The organism is Gilvimarinus chinensis DSM 19667, assembly GCF_000377745.1.
Classification (GTDB): Bacteria; Pseudomonadota; Gammaproteobacteria; order Pseudomonadales; family Cellvibrionaceae; genus Gilvimarinus; species Gilvimarinus chinensis.
This window is the reverse complement of sequence record NZ_KB898706.1, coordinates 482,323-504,234: the sequence shown is the minus strand read 5'-3', so window position 1 is coordinate 504,234 and position 21,912 is coordinate 482,323. Positions and strand designations below refer to the sequence as shown.

18 protein-coding genes are annotated in these 21,912 nt (G+C 51.3%); all 18 read right to left on the bottom strand.

The genetic code is table 11. The annotated features are described in order from the left end of the window. Window positions 1–2: 2 nt before the first annotated feature. The 18 genes from secA to mraZ all read right to left on the bottom strand — a co-directional run bounded on the left by secA (window position 3) and on the right by mraZ (window position 21,746). Window positions 3–2,741: a preprotein translocase subunit SecA gene (gene secA, locus D568_RS0102250; RefSeq protein WP_020207939.1), complete on the bottom strand. Its 2,739-nt coding sequence runs from the start codon at window positions 2,739–2,741 to the stop codon at window positions 3–5. Window positions 2,742–2,825: 84 nt separating this feature from the next. Then, the gene (locus tag D568_RS0102245) at window positions 2,826–3,761 is read right to left on the bottom strand and encodes a M23 family metallopeptidase (RefSeq protein WP_020207938.1); all 936 of its coding nucleotides are present in this window, start codon (window positions 3,759–3,761) and stop codon (window positions 2,826–2,828) included. 169 nt (window positions 3,762–3,930) lie between these two features. Next, complete coding sequence (gene lpxC / locus D568_RS0102240) at window positions 3,931–4,842, bottom strand: UDP-3-O-acyl-N-acetylglucosamine deacetylase (protein ID WP_020207937.1); 912 nt, start codon at window positions 4,840–4,842, stop codon at window positions 3,931–3,933. 249 nt (window positions 4,843–5,091) lie between these two features. Beyond that, window positions 5,092–6,246 carry a cell division protein FtsZ gene (gene ftsZ / locus D568_RS0102235; protein ID WP_020207936.1) on the bottom strand — a complete coding sequence of 385 codons (1,155 nt, stop codon included), beginning with the start codon at window positions 6,244–6,246 and terminating at the stop codon, window positions 5,092–5,094. 47 nt (window positions 6,247–6,293) lie between these two features. Continuing rightward, window positions 6,294–7,529: a cell division protein FtsA gene (gene ftsA, locus D568_RS0102230; RefSeq protein ID WP_020207935.1), complete on the bottom strand. Its 1,236-nt coding sequence runs from the start codon at window positions 7,527–7,529 to the stop codon at window positions 6,294–6,296. A gap of 52 nt (window positions 7,530–7,581) precedes the next feature. Then, window positions 7,582–8,409: a cell division protein FtsQ/DivIB gene (locus D568_RS0102225; RefSeq protein ID WP_020207934.1), complete on the bottom strand. Its 828-nt coding sequence runs from the start codon at window positions 8,407–8,409 to the stop codon at window positions 7,582–7,584. Beyond that, on the bottom strand, window positions 8,406–9,341 hold the full coding sequence (locus D568_RS0102220) for a D-alanine--D-alanine ligase (RefSeq protein WP_020207933.1): 936 nt from the start codon (window positions 9,339–9,341) through the stop codon (window positions 8,406–8,408). Before D568_RS0102220 ends, D568_RS0102225 begins: the two co-directional genes overlap by 4 nt. A 3-nt stretch (window positions 9,342–9,344) precedes the next feature. Continuing rightward, window positions 9,345–10,769 carry a UDP-N-acetylmuramate--L-alanine ligase gene (murC, locus tag D568_RS0102215; RefSeq protein ID WP_020207932.1) on the bottom strand — a complete coding sequence of 475 codons (1,425 nt, stop codon included), beginning with the start codon at window positions 10,767–10,769 and terminating at the stop codon, window positions 9,345–9,347. After that, a complete protein-coding gene (gene murG / locus D568_RS0102210; protein ID WP_020207931.1) occupies window positions 10,762–11,832 on the bottom strand; it encodes an undecaprenyldiphospho-muramoylpentapeptide beta-N-acetylglucosaminyltransferase in 1,071 nt (356 codons plus the stop codon). The genes murC and murG overlap by 8 nt, the downstream gene beginning before the upstream one ends. Continuing rightward, complete coding sequence (ftsW, locus tag D568_RS18950; RefSeq protein ID WP_020207930.1) at window positions 11,829–13,031, bottom strand: putative lipid II flippase FtsW; 1,203 nt, start codon at window positions 13,029–13,031, stop codon at window positions 11,829–11,831. Before ftsW ends, murG begins: the two co-directional genes overlap by 4 nt. Further along, on the bottom strand, window positions 13,024–14,376 hold the full coding sequence (gene murD / locus D568_RS0102200; RefSeq protein ID WP_020207929.1) for a UDP-N-acetylmuramoyl-L-alanine--D-glutamate ligase: 1,353 nt from the start codon (window positions 14,374–14,376) through the stop codon (window positions 13,024–13,026). Before murD ends, ftsW begins: the two co-directional genes overlap by 8 nt. 7 nt (window positions 14,377–14,383) lie before the next feature. Continuing rightward, window positions 14,384–15,466, bottom strand: a complete 1,083-nt coding sequence (gene mraY / locus D568_RS0102195) for a phospho-N-acetylmuramoyl-pentapeptide-transferase (RefSeq protein ID WP_020207928.1) — start codon at window positions 15,464–15,466, stop codon at window positions 14,384–14,386. Further along, a complete protein-coding gene (locus tag D568_RS0102190; protein ID WP_245551589.1) occupies window positions 15,467–16,831 on the bottom strand; it encodes a UDP-N-acetylmuramoyl-tripeptide--D-alanyl-D-alanine ligase in 1,365 nt (454 codons plus the stop codon). An 8-nt stretch (window positions 16,832–16,839) separates the two neighbouring features. Continuing rightward, window positions 16,840–18,336 carry a UDP-N-acetylmuramoyl-L-alanyl-D-glutamate--2,6-diaminopimelate ligase gene (locus D568_RS0102185; RefSeq protein WP_020207926.1) on the bottom strand — a complete coding sequence of 499 codons (1,497 nt, stop codon included), beginning with the start codon at window positions 18,334–18,336 and terminating at the stop codon, window positions 16,840–16,842. After that, the gene (locus D568_RS0102180) at window positions 18,333–20,021 is read right to left on the bottom strand and encodes a peptidoglycan D,D-transpeptidase FtsI family protein (RefSeq protein ID WP_083915308.1); all 1,689 of its coding nucleotides are present in this window, start codon (window positions 20,019–20,021) and stop codon (window positions 18,333–18,335) included. Before D568_RS0102180 ends, D568_RS0102185 begins: the two co-directional genes overlap by 4 nt. A 51-nt stretch (window positions 20,022–20,072) precedes the next feature. Further along, a complete protein-coding gene (ftsL, locus tag D568_RS0102175; protein ID WP_020207924.1) occupies window positions 20,073–20,360 on the bottom strand; it encodes a cell division protein FtsL in 288 nt (95 codons plus the stop codon). Between the two features lie 7 nt (window positions 20,361–20,367). Next, entirely contained in the window at window positions 20,368–21,300 is a 933-nt protein-coding gene (rsmH, locus tag D568_RS0102170) for a 16S rRNA (cytosine(1402)-N(4))-methyltransferase RsmH (protein WP_020207923.1), read from the bottom strand. A gap of 5 nt (window positions 21,301–21,305) precedes the next feature. Continuing rightward, window positions 21,306–21,746 carry a division/cell wall cluster transcriptional repressor MraZ gene (mraZ, locus tag D568_RS0102165; protein WP_020207922.1) on the bottom strand — a complete coding sequence of 147 codons (441 nt, stop codon included), beginning with the start codon at window positions 21,744–21,746 and terminating at the stop codon, window positions 21,306–21,308. Window positions 21,747–21,912 lie beyond the last annotated feature (166 nt).

Below are 21,912 nucleotides of genomic sequence, written 5' to 3'. Positions count from 1 at the left end.
GCTTAACTTAATTTACCGTGACACTGTTTAAATTTTTGCCCAGACCCGCATGGGCATGGATCGTTGCGCCCTACTTTACGGCCATCTCGGGTGTAAGGAGCGTTAGCCTGCTGGCCTGAGTCGGGCGCACTTTGCGGCGCTTCACCCATAGCGGAAGCTTGCTCGTGCTTTAATTGCATTTGGCGGCGCTGCTGTTCTTCCATCTCGCGGCGACGCTGCTCCATTTGATCCATTTGCTCTTGAGTTATGGGCTCAACCCGCGCCAGCAGTTTAATGGTTTCTTCTTTAACGGTATCCAGCATTTGCTGGAACAGGTAAAACGCCTCGCGCTTGTATTCCTGTTTAGGGTTGCGTTGTGCGTAAGAGCGCAGGTTAATACCCTGACGCAAGTGGTCCATACTGGCCAGTTGCTCTTTCCAGGAATTATCCAGCACTTGCAACATCACTTGCCGCTCCAGCTCGCGCATAGCATCGGGCTTACCTACCGCCGCACCAATACGTTCACACTTAGCATCGTAAGCGCCTTGCACTTCATTCAAAATGCGCTCACGAAGGGTTTCTTCGTGAAGATTGTCATCTTCATCCAGCCATTGCTGTAACGGCAATTGCAGGCCAAAGTCGGCTTCAATTTGCTTTTCCAGCGCGGAAATATCCCACTGCTCTTCAATAGACTGAGGCGGAATGTGTACGCTGACAAAATCGTTGACAACATCGGCTCGAACGTTGGTTATGGTGTCAGAAATATCCTCTGCCTCCAGCAGTTCGTTGCGCTGCTGATAGACAATTTGACGCTGGTCATTAGCCACATCGTCAAACTCCAACAGTTGCTTACGGATATCAAAGTTACGCCCCTCAACCTTGCGCTGGGCTTTTTCGATAGCGTTGTTCACCATACGGTGCTCAATGGCTTCGCCTTTATCCATACCTAGCGCCTGCATAAAATTACGCACCCGGTCGGAGGCAAAAATTCGCATAAGGTTGTCTTCAAGCGACAGATAGAAGCGAGTCACCCCCGGATCACCCTGACGCCCTGCGCGACCTCGCAGCTGGTTGTCAATACGGCGAGACTCGTGACGCTCTGTGCCGATAATGTGCAAACCGCCCGCATCAATTACGGCTCTATGACGCTCTTTCCAGTCGGTTTTTATCTGCTCAATTTGCGCTTCAGTTGGATTATTCAATTGCGCAACTTCAGCCTCCCAATTACCACCCAGCACAATATCGGTACCGCGACCCGCCATATTGGTGGCAATAGTCACAGTACCCGGCCGACCGGCCTGAGCAATAATTTCAGCTTCTTTTTCGTGGTATTTAGCGTTCAGTACCTGATGCGGAATATTCGCTTTTTGTAGACGACGGGACATTTCCTCTGAGGTTTCAATAGAGGCGGTACCCACCAATATGGGGGCATTATTATTGCGATACTCTTCAATGTCGTGGACGATTGCATCGAACTTTTCTTCGATAGACAGGTACACCAGATCGTTTTTATCGATGCGCTGTTTAGGTTTGTTGGTGGGAATCACCACCACATCTAAGCCGTAAATCTCGCGAAACTCAAATGCTTCGGTATCGGCAGTACCGGTCATTCCTGACAGGGTAGGATACAAACGGAATAAATTCTGGAAGGTGGTTGAGGCCAGAGTCTGGCTTTCATTTTGAATTCGCACCCCCTCTTTGGCTTCAATGGCTTGATGCAAGCCTTCTGACAGACGACGACCTTGCATCGTCCGGCCGGTGTGCTCATCAATCAGCACAACCTCGTTGTTTTGCACAATATACTCAACGTCACGGTGAAACAGCGCATGGGCACGCAAGGCGGAATTAACGTGATGGAGCAAACTGAGATTCGCCGCCGAATAGAGGCTGTCTTCGGCAGGCAATAAGCCACTATCAATCAACAACTGTTCTACGTGCTGATGACCTTGCTCCGTCAATTCAACTTGGCGGCTTTTTTCGTCGACGAAATAATCGCCATCGTCTTCCCCTTCTTTTTGGCGAGACAGGCTGCCAATCAGCTTATTCATACGCTGGTACATTTCCGAACTGTTTTGCGAGGGGCCGGAAATAATCAGCGGTGTACGAGCCTCATCAATCAAAATGGAGTCAACCTCGTCCACCACGGCAAAGTGCAGTGGGCGCTGCGCTTTATCAGCCTTAGACATGGCCATATTGTCGCGCAGATAATCAAAACCAAACTCATTGTTGGTGCCGTAGGTGATATCAGCTGCGTATGCTTCTCGCTTGCTCTGCGGGTCTTGTCCCGAGTGAATAACCCCCACAGAAATGCCTAAAAAATTGTACAGCGGCTTCATCCAGGCAGCATCGCGGCTAGCCAGATAATCGTTTACCGTTACGATGTGCACACCTAAGCCGGTGATGGCGCGCAGGTAAGCGGGCAAAGTCGACATCAGGGTTTTACCTTCACCGGTACGCATTTCAGCGATGCAACCTTCATGAAGCGTCATCCCACCAATCATTTGCACATCAAAGTGTCGCATGCCCAAAGTGCGCTGCCCGGCTTCACGCACCACCGCGAAGGCTTCTGGCAAAATGGCATCCAGTTTTTCGCCCTCTTGGTACCTTTTGCGAAACTCATCTGTTTTGGCTTTCAGCTCGGCGTCCGATAACCCGTGTATTTGTTCTTCTAACGCATTGATGCGCACCACCACTTTGCGCATACGCTTCAGTACACGGTCGTTCTTAGAGCCAACGATAAATTTAGTAATTTTGCCTAACATGTTAAAAATCCGAATAGATAAATCAGTGACTCCGAGCCTTAATTTACCCGGGGTCAGTCGTTGTTTTGTGCGCAGAGAGGGAGGTTATCGCAAGGTGCGATGGATATAAGAAGCAGGATCGACAGCGCGACCGTTTTTGTAGACTTCAAAGTGAACATGGGGGCCTGTAGAGCGTCCCGTAGACCCCATCAAGCCAATGACTTGACCTTTTTTGACCACATCGCCCACTTCAACCGTATTTTCTTTATTGTGAGCATAACGCGTCGTGAAGCCGTTGCCATGGTTAATTTCCACCAGCTGGCCATAGCCACTGCGATCACCGGACCAAGTGACGATGCCGGAGGCAACAGCAATGATTTTGGCCCCTTCTTTACCCGCAAAATCGACCCCGCCATGCCAAGCGGCCTTTCCAGTAAAAGGGTCTGTGCGGCGGCCAAAGCGAGAAGACATCCAGCCCTTTTCAATCGGTCGGCCAGCCACAAAAATGTCTTCTTTTAAGCGTCGGTTTACCAGCAAAGCATCCAGCGTTTCTAGCTGTTGCTCTCGGTTCTCAATCTGCTGGGAGAGTTCATCAATTGCGCTAAGAAAGTCCGGTGGAGTATAGGCATCACCCAAAGACTCACCTTCGGGGCCACCTAAAGCAGGGCTTTGAGAGAAATCGAATTCACCACGATCCAGTTTGGCGATAGTTGTCAGGCGCTCACCCAATGCATCAAGCCGTACAAGCCTTGCCTGCAGCTCGGCAACTTTTAGGGTTAGTGCGGCGACTTCGGCTCGGGCGCGGCGTTGATTCTCAACCACCTGCGACTTCTGCTCTGCCAAAGCCGCCTCCCACGCTCGGCGGGTTTCGGCCGTAAACACATCGCTGTGCCCAGCCTGTGCTACCAGTAAGTGATAACCTAAAACTCCCGCCACCGCCGGTAAGCCAAGAATACAAACCGACAGCACAGCACGCGTCCAGCCCCCCAGCGTAATGCTGCGGGCGTGTCCGTGACGCTTACTGACCAGTATGATCTTCATAGCACAATATTAGCGGCTTTCCGGGTTATTGAGCGCTAACTAATCTATCATTTGATGGGCGACGATTATAATTGTAGATCGCGCTTATAACGATTAGCTTGCTGGAAATGTCGCCAACTATATTAAAAAGGCCCGCGGAGTACAATCCGCAGGCCTTAAATTTGACGATTTACACCGCTAAAAGCGGCTTCATGTAGGAGATAGGGGCTGCGGTTTCATCATCGAAGGTCACCACTTCCCAGGCATCGGGCTGAGCAATCAGCTGACGTAGAGATTTATTATTGAGCGCATGTCCCGATTTATGGGCTTTGAATTCACCAATCAGGCTATTACCCAGTAAGTACAAATCGCCTATTGCGTCCAGCACTTTATGTTTTACAAACTCGTCTTCATAGCGCAAGCCATCTTCATTAAGGATGCGGTATTCATCCACGACGATAGCATTGTCAACGCTGCCGCCCTTAGCTAACCCCTTGGAGCGGAGGTACTCAATTTCATGCATGAAACCGAAAGTTCGGGCACGGCTCACTTCTTTTACAAAGGAAGTGCTGGAGAAATCCACCGTGGTTTCCAGTGAACGCCCCTGAAAGACTGGGTGGTCGAATTCAATAGAAAATGAGACCTTAAATCCTTCAAAAGGCACAAAACTAGCGGACTTATCTCCATCAGTAACCGTTACCGGGCGCTTGATACGAATAAACTTTTTCGCCGCCGCCTGTTCTTGGATACCAGCCGACTGAATCAAAAAGACAAATGGCCCGGCGCTCCCGTCCATAATAGGCACTTCTGGAGCGCTAACCTCAACAATGGCATTATCAATACCCAGCCCCGCCATAGCAGAAAGCAAATGCTCCACGGTTGATACCTTGACGTCATCCTTGACCAAACTGGTAGAGAGGGTGGTATCGCCCACGTTTTCGGCTTTGGCTTCTATTTCCACTACCGGGTCCAGATCTACCCGGCGAAACACGATGCCGGAATCAATTGGAGCGGGTAACAAGGTCAAATACACTTTCTGACCCGTGTGTAAACCAACGCCTGTGGCGCGGATGGCATTTTTAAGCGTACGCTGTCTGATCATTTTAAGGTATGGCTCTAATGTCGATGGTTCGGACAAACATCTGGGCAGGCGCGACTGTCTCGCAAACACGGCAGTTTCAACCCACTTTGACAGAGGATACTGACACGTTTACGACGCAGCCTGGAAAACACGGCTGTTTAAGACGGCGAACTATAGCAAAAACTCATAAACTTCACCAGTTTTTACCGTTAGTTCGCACAATTCTAGTGCAAGCTGCCCAGGGCACACCCAAGGCGTGCCCTTCTGTTCCTAATCTGCCTGACGCCGTAAGAATGCCGGAATATCCAAATACTCCATATCCCTATCAGCCGCAGGAGCCGTTGCCGCCTGAGCATTTGCACCGTTACGCATGACGGTCGGGCGATCCAATGCCGCATAATCCACCTGGCCGTCCGCGCGGCGAGTATTATCCACCACCACTTTGGTAGGAGCTTTCGCCATTTCTTCTGCAGCACCCAGTCCTGTTGCTACCACAGTAACACGCAGCTCGTCAGACAACTCGGGATCGATAACCGTTCCCACCACGATGGTCGCATCATCAGAAGAGAACTCGGCAATAGTGTCACCCACCTCGCCGTACTCACCCAAGGACAGGTCCATACCGGCAGTGATGTTCACCAAAATACCGCGAGCACCTTGCAGGTTTACATCCTCCAGCAGCGGACTGCGAATGGCTGCCTCAGCCGCTTCGCGGGCACGGTTTTCACCTTGTGCATGAGCGGTACCCATCATCGCCATGCCCATTTCAGACATCACGGTGCGGACATCAGCAAAGTCAACGTTGATCATACCTGGGCGGATGATCAAATCGGCAATCCCCTGCACTGCGCCCTGCAGCACACTATTGGCGGCTTTAAAGGCGTCCAGCAAGCTGGTGGTCTTACCCAATACCGACAGCAGTTTTTCATTGGGAATAGTAATTAAAGAATCAACGCGCTCTTGCAGCTCTTTGATACCGGCATCGGCAATCTGCATACGCTTGCGGCCTTCAAATGGGAAAGGCTTAGTAACGACCGCGACGGTTAAGATATCCAGATCGCGCGCCACTTCAGCAACAATCGGCGCCGCACCTGTTCCGGTACCCCCACCCATACCGGCAGCGATAAACACCATATCAGCGCCGCGTAAAGATTCTGCGATACGCTCTCGATCTTCCATTGCAGCCTGTCGACCAACTTCGGGGTTGGCACCAGCGCCCAGGCCTTTTGTCATGCTGTTGCCCAACTGCAGGGCAACTTTTGCATCAATGTCGTTCAGAGCCTGTGCATCAGTGTTAGCGCAAATAAACTCTACGCCTTCTACCTGATTGGCAATCATGTGTTTGATGGCGTTACCGCCGCCACCGCCTACACCAATGACTTTAATCACTGCGTTTTGTGGCATGTCATCTACAAGTTCAAACATGGTAATCCCCTCTCATCGTCCGTAAACATAAAATTTAAAAACTAAAATTAAAATTCACCTTGAAACATTTTTTTCAGCCGTGCGAACCACCCGGGTTCGCCATCGCTGGCCGGTGTTGCAGAATGATCGCCCTGACGTTGTTTCAGAGCGTATTGCAAAAGCCCCACACCGGTGGAGTAAATCGGGTTGTTAACAATATCGGACAACCCAGAAATATTGGCCGGTGCGCCCAGGCGCACAGGCATATGAAAGATTTCTTCCGCAAGTTCAACCACGCCTTCCATTTTGGCTGTACCGCCGGTTAGCACAATTCCGCCGGGCAGCATGTCTTCAAACCCGCTGCGTCGCAGTTCGGCCTGCACCAGCGTGAACAATTCGTCGTACCTTGGTTCAACAACTTCTGCCAACGCCTGACGAGACAAACTGCGCGAACCGCGATCTCCCACGCTGGGCACTTTGATGGTTTCATCGGGACCGGTCAGTTTGGCGAGCGCACAGGCGTATTTGATTTTAATTTCTTCGGCATGCTGAGTTGGCGTGCGCAGCGCCATGGCAATGTCGTTAGTAACTTGATCACCCGCAATTGGAATGACGCCTGTATGGCGAATGGCGCCGTCGGTGAAAATGGCAATGTCTGTCGTGCCGCCGCCGATATCGACAATGCACACACCCAGCTCGCGCTCATCGTCAGTCAGGACCGAATAGCTGGAAGCTAACTGTTCAAGAATAATGTCTTCAACTTCAAGACCGCAGCGGCGAATGCATTTTTCAATATTCTGTGCGGCATTCACTGCACAGGTAACCAAATGTACCTTGGCTTCGAGCCGCACGCCGCTCATACCTAAAGGCTCTTTCACACCTTCTTGATCGTCGATTAAAAATTCCTGCGGCAAAATATGCAGAATTTTCTGATCCGCGGGAATCGCCACCGCCTGCGCAGCGTCAATGACACGATCAATATCCTGGCTATACACTTCCCGATCTTTTATCGCCACAATGCCATGAGAATTCAGGCTGCGAATGTGGCTACCCGCGATACCGGCGTACACCGAGTGAATTTGACACCCAGCCATTAACTCGGCTTCTTCAACGGCACGCTGAATAGAATGCACAGTGGATTCAATATTCACCACCACGCCTTTTTTCAGGCCGTTAGAGCGACAGGAGCCTATACCGACAATTTCTAACTCGCCTTCAGGCGTGACGGCACCAACAATTGCCACCACTTTAGATGTGCCAATATCCAGCCCCACTACCATTTTGTTGTCACTAGAGCCCGCCATTTATTGGACCTCTTTTCCCCAAATATTTGCGTTGTATTGATTCACTTGTGGTTTATCCTGCCGCCTCAATGGTCACGTCATACTCATCTGACCAAGACACCGCCAGGCCGTTGGCATAACGTAAATCGATGCGTTTTACCGCATCAAAATTTTGCACCAAATGCTCATCGTATACCCGTAAAAAGCGCTGCAGCTTTTCCGGCAATTCACCTTTGCCCAACACCAGTTCAGTTTTATTTTCCAGCTGTAGCTTCCAGGTATCCAGTTGGTCCACCCAAAGTTTTGCCACACTCAAATTACGAGAACGCAATAAGCGTGAAAAATCCTGGTACTGCCGCATAATTTTTGCCGACTCCACATCACGCCCTAACAATTCCGGCAGATGAGTCAGACTGGCTATTTGCTCGGTATAAATAACTTCACCACGTTGATTTAAAAAGCCTTTATCACCCCAGCGCGCAATAGGCACCTGTTCAATCAAGGTAACACTCAAGCCACTGGGTAACTCGCGGCTAATCACCGCACGTTCAACCCATGGATGATCTTCAAGTTTTACTTTCAGTTGCGCCAGATTAAGCTCGACGTATTCACGATCAATCGCATCACTGATTAATTTCGTTGCACCTTCGCGACTAATCTGTACAAACTTACCCTCCACTCGAACTTCATCCACCGGGTGCTGCAACATTGAGCTTAAAGCCTGACCACCAAAATGATAAATTCCGGCCCCAAGCCCGACGATCAGTGCCGCTAAGCTGGCCTTTTGCAATATTGCCAACCCACGGCGCAGACCGGCGAATCGCGGAGCACGGTCGCGCCCTACCGCTCCACGAGGAGAGGCTTGTCGATAACCTTTGGCTCGCCGCGCCGGTTGGTTCATCGCGTTAAACTCTGCATAAGAACTTTCAATACCAACTCATCAAACCCCATGCCTTTGGCTTTTGCTGCCATGGGCACCAACGAATGATCGGTCATGCCTGGCACGGTATTTACCTCCAGCATGTAAAACTCACCTTCTTCATCGGCCATAACGTCAACGCGACCCCAATCGCGGCAACCAATAGAGGTAAACGCTTCAAGCGCTTGTGCTCGAATCGCCGATTCGCGTACATCGTCTAAGCCGCAGGGACAGATGTATTTCGTATCACCCGCCAAATACTTCGCATCAAAGTCGTAAAAGTGGTGATTGGTCTCTAAACGAATAGGGGGCAATGCTTCGCCAGCTAAAATTGCCACGGTATATTCCGATCCGCGTATAACCCGTTCAGCGATCACCACAGCGTCAAATTCAGAGGCCTTACGATAGGCTTTTTCTAAGGCTTCAGCAGTATCCACCCTTGCCATGCCAATGCTTGAACCTTCGTGTGCCGGCTTAACCATTACATCACCGCCAAGCTGCTCGATGACTAACTGCCACGAGCTGTTGTCGTTTAACAAAACGAAATCCGGTGTCTGCACACCCACACCACGCCAAAGCTGTTTGGTCCGCAGCTTATCCATGGCAATGGCCGACGATTGCACATCGCAACCGGTAAAAGGAATACCCAAATATTCCAGCACGGCCTGGATACGCCCATCTTCTCCGCCTGGTCCGTGCAGGGCGATAAACGCACGATCCAGCTTCGCTTGTTGTAATTGGCTGATGCCATCAGAGCCAACATTTACGTCAACGTAATTCACACCCAAACGTTTTAACGCAGCCATTACAGCAGCGCCGCTTTTTAAAGAAATTTCACGTTCAGCAGACTGGCCACCATACAAAACACCTACACGGCCAAGCTGTTGAATTAAACTGTTATCGATTGTCGCCACGTTTCACTCCACCAGCTGGCGCTTTGCCAGCTCTTGGGCCAGAGCGCCCACATTACCTGCGCCCTGAGTAATCACAATATCGCCAGCCTGAACAATGTCACGCATAATGCCTGGCACTCCGTCGACGCCTTCAACAAAAATTGGGTCCACTTGGCCGCGGGTACGAATACTTCGGCACAGGTGGCGACCATCGGCACCCGGTACAGGGTCTTCTCCCGCGCTGTATACTTCGAGCAGCACCAGCGAATCTACCGCGGACAAGACCTCGACAAAATCTTCATACAAATCACGAGTACGGGTATAGCGATGAGGCTGATAGACCATAACTAAGCGTCGCCCTGGCCATCCATCTCGAATCGCTTTAATAGTCGCGGCAACCTCACGCGGGTGATGTCCGTAGTCATCAACCAACATAGCTTCACCCTCAGCCACAGGGTAATTACCGTATACCTGAAAGCGGCGACCCACCCCGGCAAAGTTTTCTAAACCTTTGACAATCGCCGTATCGTCAATTCCTTCATCGCGCGCGACGGCAATTACAGCCAATGCATTCAAAATATTATGCTGACCGGGAATATTGAGCCGCACACCCAGCGGTGGTAAATCTGCGTGTACCACATCAAATTCAGAGTGCATTTTGTCTTGCACAATATTAATCGCACGGAAGTCGCAATTTTCAGAAAAACCGTAGGTGGTAATTGCACGTGACACATCAGGCATAATTTCCTGCACTACCGGGTCATCTCCGCACACCACAGCCAACCCATAAAAAGGCAGGTTATGCAAAAACTCTATAAATGTTTGCTTGAGCTTGGAAAAATCACCTTCATAGGTATCCATGTGGTCGGCGTCTATATTTGTCACAATCGCAACCATGGGCTGCAAGTGTAAAAATGACGCATCACTTTCATCCGCTTCGGCAACTAAATAACGGCTTTGACCTAACTGAGCATTGCTCCCGGCACTGTTAACTAAACCACCGATAATAAACGTAGGGTCACGATCTGCGGCTGCAAGTACTGAGGCCATCAAACTGGTGGTGGTGGTTTTACCGTGCGTTCCCGCTACGGCTATGCCATGACGGTAACGCATCAGCTCGGCCAGCATTTCCGCACGACGAACTACAGGCACACGGTTATTTCGTGCAGCGGTCATTTCAGGGTTATTTTCATTTACTGCACTGGAATTAACGACTACATCAGCGCCTTCAATATTAGTAGCGTTGTGGCCAATAAAAATGTGCGCCCCTTTCTCTTTTAGCCGTTGGGTTACACTGGATTCTTTTAAATCTGAGCCAGAAATCACATAGCCTTGGTTAAGCAGAACCTCGGCAATGCCACTCATGCCAGCACCACCAATACCAATAAAATGAATGCGGCGGATGCGGCGCATTTCCGGGACTTCGTAATAAGGTATAGTTTTATCCATGCATCATCTCCCCCGCAGCATCGGCCACTTTTGCAGCTGCATCCCCCTTATGTACTGTGCGGGCACGCTCGGCCAGCTGTAACAATGTGTCGCGATGCAATAGTTTTTGTTGCAGCAGTTTGGCCAGACTTTCTGGCGTTAAGTCTTGCTGCGGTACGCTGATACCAGCACAGGCACCGACCAATACGGCCGCATTGTGTGTTTGATGGTCATCAATAGCAGAGGGCAATGGCACCAGCAGAGCACCCACCCCTGTGGCTGCCAGCTCTGCTACCGTCAAAGCTCCAGCTCGGCAAATAACCAGATCAGCCCAACCGTAAGCCTCGGCCATATCGTCAATAAAGGGTTTTACAACTGCGTCAACTTGATAGCGCTGATAAACTTGACGGGTAACCTCTTCATGCTTGGCACCGCATTGATGAATTACCTCAGGGCGAATATTCACTGGCAGCTTGGCTAAAGCACCTGGAACCAACTCATTGATGGCAAGTGCCCCTAAACTGCCGCCAAGCACCAGAACATGGATAGGTTGCTCTGCGCGAGAAGAATACCGGTGTTTGGGTTCCGGCAGGTTACGAATTTCCTCGCGAACAGGATTTCCTACCCACTCGCCGTTAGGTAATACTTGGTCAAACCCAGTTAACACTCGCTGGGCAAATTTAGCCGATAATTTATTGGTCGTACCAGCCACGGCATTTTGTTCGTGAATCACAAGCGGTATTCGTAATATTTTTGCTGCCACGGCTCCAGGCCCAGAAGCAAACCCCCCAAAGCCAATGACCACACCTGGTTTAACGGTTCGCAATACCTTTAACGCTTGTAAAATGGCGTAGCTGATTAAAAATGGCGCTTTAAGTAATCCCCATACGCCCTTACCGCGCACGCCCTCTACAGAAATTAAATTCAGCTCAAGGCCTGACTCGGGTACCAACCGAGACTCAATACCTCTTTGCGTACCCAGCCAGCTAACACTATACCCACGGTGTTGTAATTCACGGGCGACCGATAGCGCAGGGAATACGTGACCTCCTGTGCCGCCCGCCATGATTAAGACTTGACTCACGCCGCACCTCCGACCACAGGGGATTCCGGGCGCACTCGCGACGGGTTGGTAACCGGCACACGGGGTTCAGGCAGTGTGCGCACTTCCATATCGGCCCTTAAGACTGCGGCCATTAAGGCACAACTAACCAAAAGGCTGTTACCACCGTAACTGATAAAAGGCAAAGTAAGCCCTTTAGTGGGCAATAAACCGCTGGCCACACCAATATTGATAAAAACTTGCAGCGTAAAAAGCACCGCGGTGGCGAATACAAAATAGCAAAGAAAGTAGTTACCCCGCTGGCGACAAGTCTTCGAAATAGCCAACAACTTTATAATCAGCGCGGCAAATAAAGCCAACACCAGCAAACAGCCTATTAAACCTAACTCTTCCGCAATAATCGCAAAAATAAAGTCCGTATGAGCTTCGGGAAGGTAAAACAGTTTTTGCACACTGTTACCCAACCCCATTCCTAGCCATTCACCGCGACCGAAAGCAATCAACGACTGCGTAAGCTGATAGCCAGCATTAAATTGGTCTGCCCAGGGATCCATAAAGGTGATTAATCGCTGCATTCGATAGGGGCTAACGACCGCCAACGCCACCAACACCCCCGCAGCACCTATAGCCAAGGGCACAAAGTAACGCAACTTAAGCCCAGCGATAAACATGATGGCAATAGCAGTTGCCCCAATAACAACCGTGCCACCAAAATCAGGCTCTAATACCAGCAACATCAAAATCACGCCCAGCAGGCCAATTAAACGACCAAACTCAGCCCAACTGGTAACGGCCTGAGGATGACGTTTTGCAAAGTAATTAGAGAAAAAAACGATTACCGAGAATTTAGCCACTTCCGATATTTGCAGGGTAAAAACCCCCAAGTCTATCCAGCGCTGAGCGCCATTTACTCGCTTACCAACACCCGGCACCAAGACTAAAATCAATAAGGCAATGGCCCCAACTAAAAACACAAGGTTCAACCGCTGAAGGTATTCACTGGGAAGCAGGAATATAACTGCCGCAATCGCAAGACTGAGCAACATAAACAACAAGTGACGCTGCAAAAAAAACCAACTGTTATCGTAAGTAACTCCTGCAAAAGCAACGGATGCAGAAGCCACCATTACTACGCCAACGGTCATTAGGGCGAACCATAAACACACCAGGGTCCAATCGGGCTCTACCCCACGCAATAACGGCTGATCCAGCTTAAGCATTGCCAGCCTCCTGTGCGTAATGACGAAACGCCTGCCCGCGCTCGCTGTAGTTATCAAACTCATCGAAACTGGCGCACGCCGGGCTTAGTAAAATCGCATCACCCGCATTGGCAATACTTGCTGCCTTAGTCACCGCGTCACTTAAACCAACTGCATGAAAAAGGTTTTCAACTTTACCGCCAATAGATGCGGTAATAACCTCGGCATCACGGCCGTATACAACCACCGCTTTGGCATTTTTTTCGAGAGCGGGAATTAACGCCGTAAAGTCCCCATCTTTGGCCACGCCCCCCAATAGAACCACCAATTTCCCCGAGGCTGGCAACATGCCTTCAATCGCCGCCAAAGTTGCGCCCACATTGGTGCCTTTTGAGTCGTTGATATAATCAACACCTCGCACGTTTGCCACCCACTCGCAGCGATGTGCAAGTCCGGCAAACTGACGCAAGGCTGTTAACATCGCCTGCAAAGGTAGACCGGCCGCGAGACCAATCGCTAAAGAAGCCTGGGCGTTAGCCAGATTATGCTTACCCTTTATTTTCAAATCGCTAACAGGCAACAATGGTTTCAGGTCTAAAGACAAATACAACTCGCCGTCTTGATCAATAGTGCCAACATTTTTAAAGTCTGCCGCGCCGCCAAACGACGTCAAGGAGACATCATCGGCAAGAGGTGGACGAGTCAGTGGATCTTGCCGGTTAACCACTACGTTACGAGCACCGAAATACACTCGCTGCTTAGCCGCATGATAAGCGGGCATGCCAGTGTACCGATCCATGTGGTCGGGGCTAATATTCAAAATACAGGCGACTTCTGCGCCAAGTTTACTGACCGTCTCCAACTGAAAACTCGAAAGTTCCAGAACGTATAGCTCTACATCATCACTTAATAAATCCAGCGCAGGCGTCCCCAAATTACCGCCTACTGCCACTCGGACACCCGCAGCCTTAGCCATCTCGCCCACCAAAGTGGTTACAGTACTTTTACCGTTCGAGCCGGTAATAGCGACAATCGGAGCGCGTGCGTGGCGAACAAAGACTTCGATATCTCCCACCAAGGGCACGCCAGCTTCACGCGCGGGTGCCAAGGCATCAATTGAGGTGGAAATACCCGGACTCACAATAATTTCATCGGCATTAGCCAAAAGCTCGGCATCCCACTCTCCAAACTCACAGTGCACATCGGCAAACTGCTGGGCAATCAAGTCACGATTCGGAGGTTCGCTGCGGGTATCCAACAAAGCAAAACACTGCTGATTGCGCTGCAAAAAGCGCGCAGCGGACAGACCGGAAACACCGGTGCCCACGACGGCAATTAATTTGCTTGTAGCAATCAAGTTATTCACATTACACCTAACGCAGCTTCAACGTAGCCAAGCCGAACAACACCAGCATGACCGTAATAATCCAAAACCGTACGATCACTCTGGGCTCTGGCCAACCTTTTAATTCAAAATGATGGTGCAGCGGCGCCATCCGAAAAATTCGCTTTCCGGTTAATTTGTAAGAACCCACCTGCAAAATCACCGACAGAGTTTCCATTACAAAAACGCCGCCCATAATGAAAAACACAATTTCATGGCGCACAATCACGGCGATAATCCCCAGGGCAGCCCCTAACGAAAGCGCACCCACATCGCCCATAAACACCTGTGCGGGATAAGTGTTAAACCATAAAAAGCCCAGCCCCGCACCGCACAACGCTGCACAGAACACAACCAACTCGCCACTGCCCGGCACATGAGCAATGTGCAGATACTGTGCAAATTCGTAGTGACCCACCACATAGGCGATTACACCTAATGCGCCTGCCACCATCACCGACGGCATAATGGCCAAGCCATCCAAACCATCGGTTAAATTCACTGCGTTACTCGACCCCACCACAACGAAGTACGTGAGCACGATGTAAAACAGGCCCAGCTCCAGGGCAAAGTTTTTGAAAAACGGCAAAAACAATTGTGTTTCTACCGCCTGCGTTGCACTCATATACAGAAAAATCGCCGCACCAATGCCGCCTACCGACTGCCAAAAATATTTCCAGCGCGCGGGTAAGCCACGAGAATTTTTCTGTACCACTTTACGGTAATCATCTACCCAACCTACGGCACCGAAAATCGCAGTAACCACCAACACGACCCAAACATACCGGTTGGCCAAGTCGGACCACAGCAAACTGCTGATAAAAATTGCCGCAAGAATCAAAGTGCCGCCCATGGTTGGGGTACCGGATTTACTCAAATGCGATTGCGGCCCATCATCGCGCACCGCCTGGCCAATTTGCAGCTGGTTGAGCTTGCGAATCATCCAAGGCCCTAGCAACAGGGAAATACCCAGCGCCGTCATAACGCTGAGAATCGCCCTTAGAGTCAGGTACTGAAACACAAAGAAGCCGCTGTGGTAGCCTTGTAATTGTTCTGCGAGCCAGAGCAACATTCAGGATTTCTCCTTACAGGTTAAGGCGCTGACAACACGATCCATTCGGGCGCTGCGGGAACCTTTGATCAAAACGGTACAGTCGCTTTCCGTAATAACTGTTAATAAGTGCTCAATCAGTTTTTGCTGATCGTCAAAGTGCTTACTCGGGCCATCAAAGTGGTCACCGATCGTTTGCGCTAAAGCACCGTGAGTCAATAAGAGCTGGACATTTTTTGCCGAAGCATAAGTGCCAATTTCGGCATGCATCAGATAGCTCTCTTCACCCAACTCGGCCATATCGCCCAGCACCAGGACCCTGGTACCCGAGGTTAGCGCCAACACGTCAATGGCCGCCCTAACCGAGCCGGGATTGGCGTTATAGGCATCGTCTATAATGGTGCTGCCGCAAGGCCCTGACAGGTGCTTCATGCGACCCGCCACGGAGGTGAAACCAGCCAGCCCCTCAATAATGGACTCATCACTGGCACCTACCGCATAAGCGCAACACGCCGCCGCCATAGCGTTTCTCACATTGTGCTCACCCAGCATTTGTAACTTCACTGGCAAACGGCGCCCTGCGAGCATTAAATCAAACGTTTGCTGACGCCCTTGCACGGCAAGATTCTCTGCGTAGCAATCGGCGTTTTTCTGATGTAGGGAAAAGGTTAATCGTTTGCGACCGTGCAACTCGTTTAACCATTGCGCGGAGAATTGATCGTCTAGATTGACAACGCAACAACCGTCTTCTTTGACCCCCTGATAAATTTCACCTTTGGCTTCAGCCACCCCTTCCAGAGAACCAAAACCCTCAAGGTGTGCCGCCATCACATTGTTAACCACAGCCACATCGGGCAGGGCCAAGCTGCACAAATAGGCGATTTCGCCAATACCGCTCGCGCCCATTTCAATGACGGCGTAGCGCTCATCACCGGTAAGGTTCAGCAACGTTAATGGCACACCAATGTGATTATTCAAGTTGCCTTGCGTGGCCAACACTTCACCTTCACAGCGCAAAATGCCATCCACCATTGTGCGTACAGATGTTTTACCGCTTGAACCGGTAATCGCAATAACAGGCCGATGAAAACGGCTGCGATTAACACGCGCCATTTCACCTAAACCCAGCACTGTATCGTCGACTTGCAGTTGCGGCAGATCGCAGTCTTGCGCGATGCTATCGACCAAAGCGCCGACCGCACCAACATTTTTAGCCTGCGCTAGAAATGCATGCCCATCAAAATTGGGGCCACGTAAGGCAACAAAAAAATCGCCTTGCGCCAGCTTGCGTGAATCTGTGCAAACCTGGCGAAACGATGCTGAGTCCGCTGTTTTTACCGTGGTGATATCAGAAGAAAACTCGCTCACCAATTGCTGTATCGACATTTCACCGATCATGCGATGCCCCCGCTTTTTTGCAGACGCACTTCAAGCGCTTTTAATGCCTGTTCAACATCACTAAACGGTAATTCGCGCTCGGCAAATTGCTGTACTTGCTCGTGCCCCTTGCCAGCCAACAGCACCGCATCGCCAGCGGCCGCTTGCTGCACAGCTAAAGCAATTGCTTTGTCACGCTCGGGAATAATCAAACAACGCTCAGGATTGTGCATACCGCGCACAATTTGACTGGCAATGTCCGCTGGGTTTTCACTGCGCGGATTATCGTTGGTAACCAACACATAGTCGGCAGACTTTTCCGCTACTCGCCCCATGACCGGGCGCTTGTCTGGATCGCGGTCACCACCGCAACCAAACACACACCATATACTGCCCTTGGTATGGCGGCGTAATGCGCGCAGCGCTTTCACCAAAGCATCGGGGGTATGAGCGTAATCCACCACGACCTGAATCTCTTGCGCAGCAGCAATACGCACTTGTTCCATTCGGCCTGGAGCTGGCGCTAACTTTTCCACCTCCGCACAAATGTCGGCAAGGCTATAACCGCGCACATACGCAATGGAAATAGCCGCAAGAAGATTGCTGGCGTTGAAGTCTCCCACCAGGTCCGATTGAATACGGGCGCGCTCAGCATTAACGCAAACCACCGCTCTTATGCCATCAGCACGATACTCAATCTCATCAAAATAAACGTCGGCCTTGGGGGATGATAGTGAATAGCTGAGCACCACCTTTAAATCATCAGTCTTTTTCAGCAGCGACTTACACCAGGGGTCGTCGCGATTAATAATGGCGTGCTGAAGACCCCGCGCCTTAAGCAGACGCGCTTTGGCTTTGCCGTACGCTTTTAAATCACCGTGAAAATCCAGATGATCATGAGACAGATTGGTAAACACACCGGTATCGATTGCTACATGACGAACTCGGTGCTGCGCCAGCGCGTGAGAAGAAACTTCCATCGCCAAGGTATCAGCGCCTTGCTCGCGCAGTAACCTGAGCGCACGCTGAGCTGTAATCGGGTCTGGGGTAGTAAAGCCTGTGGCCGACAGCTCGCTTTGCATTAAGCCATAGCCTAACGTACCCATCACCGCCGCTTTGCGGCCAAGCTTTTGTAATAGTTGGGCCGTTAACAAGGCAGTGGTGGTTTTACCGTTGGTGCCGGTAATACCAACCACATCCAACGACGCACTGGGATCACCATAAAACCGTCCGGCAATCTCGCTTAAATGCTTATTGAGCGACTTAATGTGAACGACGGGCACAGCCCCTCGGTAGCTAAAAGCAGCCTCGCTATCGACCATTACGGCGACAGCGCCTGCTTTAACGGCATCATCTATAAATTCGGCGCCATTTACACGCCCGCCCTGCAAGGCAACGAAAACATCTCCGCTACGCACCTGGCGGCTGTCGGACGTAATACCCGATACGGGCACGGACGCCCATGAAGCGTCCGTTTGTTGAGTTAATGCACCCAGGCTTATGGCGGCGCTCATAGTGTCACCCCCACCACCTGATCGCCCGGCTCTCTTTTTCTCACCGTTAACCGGTTGGGCGCGGAACGCGGAGGCTCTTGCAGTAAACGCAAAGCGCCTTCGGTCACACTGGAGAACACCGGCGCAGCAACTTGACCACCGTGATATTTCGAGTCGTTTGGCTCGTCAATCATTACCGCGACCACAATGTCGGGATGATCCGCTGGGGCCACGCCCACGAAGGAGCCAATATAGCGATTATCCGCATAACCGCCGGCATCCGCTTTGTGAGCCGTACCGGTTTTGCCTGCCACAGGATAGGCCTCTACCTTGGCACGACTACCCGTTCCTTGCATGCTGACAACTTTGCGCAGCATCTTCATCACCGCGCTAGTGTATTCACTATCAACTATTTTTTGCCCGGCAACTGGCTCTTCCTCATTACGCAGTAACGACACCGGCCGCTGTTCACCATCACTGGCCAGCACTGCGTAGGCATGCGCCAACTGCAATACCGTTAAGTTCAAGCCGTACCCAAAGGCATAGGTGGCGCGCTGAATAGGCTTCCACTTGGTGTACGATGGCAAGACTCCTACGGCCTCACCAGGGAAACCCGTGCCCGTGCCCTGCCCCAAACCCAAGCGGTAATACATATCGCGAATTAAATTGGGCTCCATGGCAAGTGCCATTTTGGTCATCCCTACTTGGCTGGATTTGGCGATGATGCGCGTTAAATCCAACTCGCCGTAATTGACGGGATCCAGCAAGGTTTTACGCCCCACCTGAACATAGCCAGGCGTCGTATCGATAACCGAATAAGGATGAAACTTGCCACTTTCCAGTGCCGCCAACACGGCCAAAGGCTTCATGGTAGAGCCCGGCTCAAACACATCGGTCAACGCCCGGTTTCGCAAACTGGCCGGGTGAATACTGGTGCGGTCATTAGGGTTATAAGAAGGCTGATTAACCATAGCCAGCACTTCACCGGTGCGCACATCCAGCACCACTACCGAACCGGCCTTAGCGCCAAACTCTTGCACCGCCTTTTTCAATTCGCGGTGCGCCAGATACTGCAAACGCAGATCGATACTCAGCGCCAAGGGACGACCGCTGCGAGCCGACTGAATCAAACCAAGCTCTTTTACGGTGCGCCCACGCAAGTCTTTTAATACCTGTTTAGCGCCACTCTCACCGGCCAGCCAGGCATCGTACGCCAGCTCCATGCCTTCCTGTCCACGATCATCAATATCCGTCATGCCAACGATATGTGCAGCCACTTCGCCAGCCGGGTAATAGCGTCGATATTCTCTTTGGGTGTACACGCCATCCACACCCAGGCCGATAATTGCAGCGGCCTCTTGGGGCGGTAAGTGACGCTCCAGGTAAACAAACTCTTTGCCGGAGTAGCGTGTTAATCGGCTCTCAAGCTCCGCTTTTTTCCACCCTAAAGCCTGCGCCAAGCGGCCCCAGTCTTTAGGGTTTTGCAATAAAATTTGGGGGTTGGCCCAGATGGATTCTACCGGTGTACTGACCGCTAAAGGCTCGCCATTGCGATCGGTAATGACGCCACGGTAGGCACTGATGGGCTCTGTGCGAATGGTGCGGGCATCGCCCTGGCCTTGCAAAAACTGATAACCCCGGTCTGTATCGGGCAGCACCTGCAGCGAGGCAATACGCCAAATCAGCAGCGCAGCAAGCACCAGCATAGCCAACACTACGCTGTATAACCGCCATGACTTTAACGTCAGATGCTGCACCTAAGGTTCCTTATCAATCAAAATTATTTGTTCCACCTGCGGCACGTGCATATTCAGCTCGCGCCGCGCCTTTGCTTCCACCCGGGAATAAGACGCCCAGGTACTCTGCTCGAGTAAATACTGCCCCCACTGCACTTGCAGCTCGGCCGACTCACGCCGTAGGGATTCCAGCTCATCGATGTTGCGCCGCACTTGTTGGGTCACACTGACTACCGCCAGAGCGGAAACTACGCAGGCGCTCCACAACGCCACTACCAACACTAACGGCCCACGCCCCGGCTTATTCATCGACACTTCAGGCAATTTTCTCGGCAATGCGCATTACCGCACTGCGCGAGCGGATGTTATTACCCAGCTCTTCTGAACCCGCTTTAATTGCTTTTGAATGGCTTTTTAAGCGTTTGTTGAGCTGACTATCCATCACCGGCACGCCCCGGGGTATTGGGTCGCCCTTCTCTTGCCGACGAATAAAACGCTTTACTAATCGATCTTCCAGTGAGTGAAAGCTAATGACCACCAACCTACCGCCCACCGCCAAAACTTCTAGCGCCTGTTGCAGTACGGCCTCCAGATCACCCAGTTCGTTATTAATGTGGATACGGATACCCTGAAACGCCCGTGTCGCCGGGTGCTTACCTTTCTCCCATGCGGGATTGGCCTCTTTTAATATGTGCGCCAACCTGCCGGTGCGTTCAATGGGCGCCTTGTTGCGCTCAGCCACCAGAGCGCGGGCCATACGTTTGGCAAAGCGTTCTTCGCCGTAGTCTTTCATTACCCGGGCCAGCTCGGATTCCTCGGCGGTATTTACCCACTCAGCGGCACTGACGCCCCGAGTCTGATCCATACGCATATCCAGTGGGCCATCGTGTAAAAAACTGAAACCGCGCTCCGCCTCGTCCAGTTGAGGAGACGAAACCCCTAAATCCAACAACACACCACTGACTTTGCCGACCATCCCTAAAGCCTCGATTTGATTGCTTAGGGTAGCGAAGCTGTCATGCACGATCTGAAAACGTGAGTCTGCCGAAAAGCGCTGGCTGGCAACGTCTATAGCGGCTACATCTTTGTCAAATGCCAATAGGCGACCTGCCGGACTCAAGCCCTGAAGAATGCGCGCGCTATGACCACCGCGGCCAAATGTGCCATCCACATAAAAGCCTGCGGCATCTACCACGAGAGCGTCCACCGCCTCTTGTTCGAGCACGGTTATGTGTGGCTGAGCATCCATAATAATTAGAAGTCCAGTGTTTCCAGCTGTTCAGGAATTTCGTCGTCAGACGTCCCTTGCATCAAGGTCGTCCAGGTATCCTCATCCCAAAGCTCTAATTTATCGCCCACACCAGCAAGCATGAGCTTTTTATCTAAATTGGCTCGAGACCGCAGCGTGGGCGGCACCAATATCCTGCCATTGCCATCCATTTCCATCGGACAGGCATGCCCAATCAATAAGCGCTGCACTCGGCGCGCCGCACTATTCATGCTGGGCAGGGCCTGAATACCAGGCAAAACTTCTTGCCAACGCGGCTCAGGGTAAATAAGAACGCAGGGGTCTTGAGTGTGTGCGGTCACCACTAAACGGCCGCCACAAAGCTCTACCAACTCTTCTCTTGCTCGAGTAGGTATGGCCATGCGCCCTTTGGCGTCCATATTGATGGCATAGTTACCAGTTAACACAATTCACCACTTGAAGGGTTGGCTATTCCACAAAAAACCACTAATACCCACTTTTCACCACATTGACACACTATAAATCGGAGACAGGCAAAGTCAAGCAAGCGGTAGCGAAATTGCCGTTAAAATTCACAAAAAAGCAGGTAAAGGCAGACAAACAGCACACATC

Bases quoted from the DNA above. Each gene is read 5' to 3' on its own strand.
- D568_RS0102225 (WP_020207934.1), bottom strand. From the start codon at position 8,409: ATGAACCAACCGGCGCGGCGAGCCAAAGGTTATCGACAAGCCTCTCCT.
- mraY (WP_020207928.1), bottom strand. From the start codon at position 15,466: ATGTTGCTCTGGCTCGCAGAACAATTACAAGGCTACCACAGCGGCTTC.
- secA (WP_020207939.1), bottom strand. From the start codon at position 2,741: ATGTTAGGCAAAATTACTAAATTTATCGTTGGCTCTAAGAACGACCGT.
- ftsA (WP_020207935.1), bottom strand. From the start codon at position 7,529: ATGGCGGGCTCTAGTGACAACAAAATGGTAGTGGGGCTGGATATTGGC.
- ftsW (WP_020207930.1), bottom strand. From the start codon at position 13,031: ATGCTTAAGCTGGATCAGCCGTTATTGCGTGGGGTAGAGCCCGATTGG.
- D568_RS0102180 (WP_083915308.1), bottom strand. From the start codon at position 20,021: ATGCTGGTGCTTGCTGCGCTGCTGATTTGGCGTATTGCCTCGCTGCAG.
- murC (WP_020207932.1), bottom strand. From the start codon at position 10,769: ATGGATAAAACTATACCTTATTACGAAGTCCCGGAAATGCGCCGCATC.
- D568_RS0102190 (WP_245551589.1), bottom strand. From the start codon at position 16,831: ATGTCGATACAGCAATTGGTGAGCGAGTTTTCTTCTGATATCACCACG.
- ftsZ (WP_020207936.1), bottom strand. From the start codon at position 6,246: ATGTTTGAACTTGTAGATGACATGCCACAAAACGCAGTGATTAAAGTC.
- D568_RS0102245 (WP_020207938.1), bottom strand. From the start codon at position 3,761: ATGAAGATCATACTGGTCAGTAAGCGTCACGGACACGCCCGCAGCATT.
- ftsL (WP_020207924.1), bottom strand. From the start codon at position 20,360: ATGAATAAGCCGGGGCGTGGGCCGTTAGTGTTGGTAGTGGCGTTGTGG.
- D568_RS0102185 (WP_020207926.1), bottom strand. From the start codon at position 18,336: ATGAGCGCCGCCATAAGCCTGGGTGCATTAACTCAACAAACGGACGCT.
- rsmH (WP_020207923.1), bottom strand. From the start codon at position 21,300: ATGGATGCTCAGCCACACATAACCGTGCTCGAACAAGAGGCGGTGGAC.
- lpxC (WP_020207937.1), bottom strand. From the start codon at position 4,842: ATGATCAGACAGCGTACGCTTAAAAATGCCATCCGCGCCACAGGCGTT.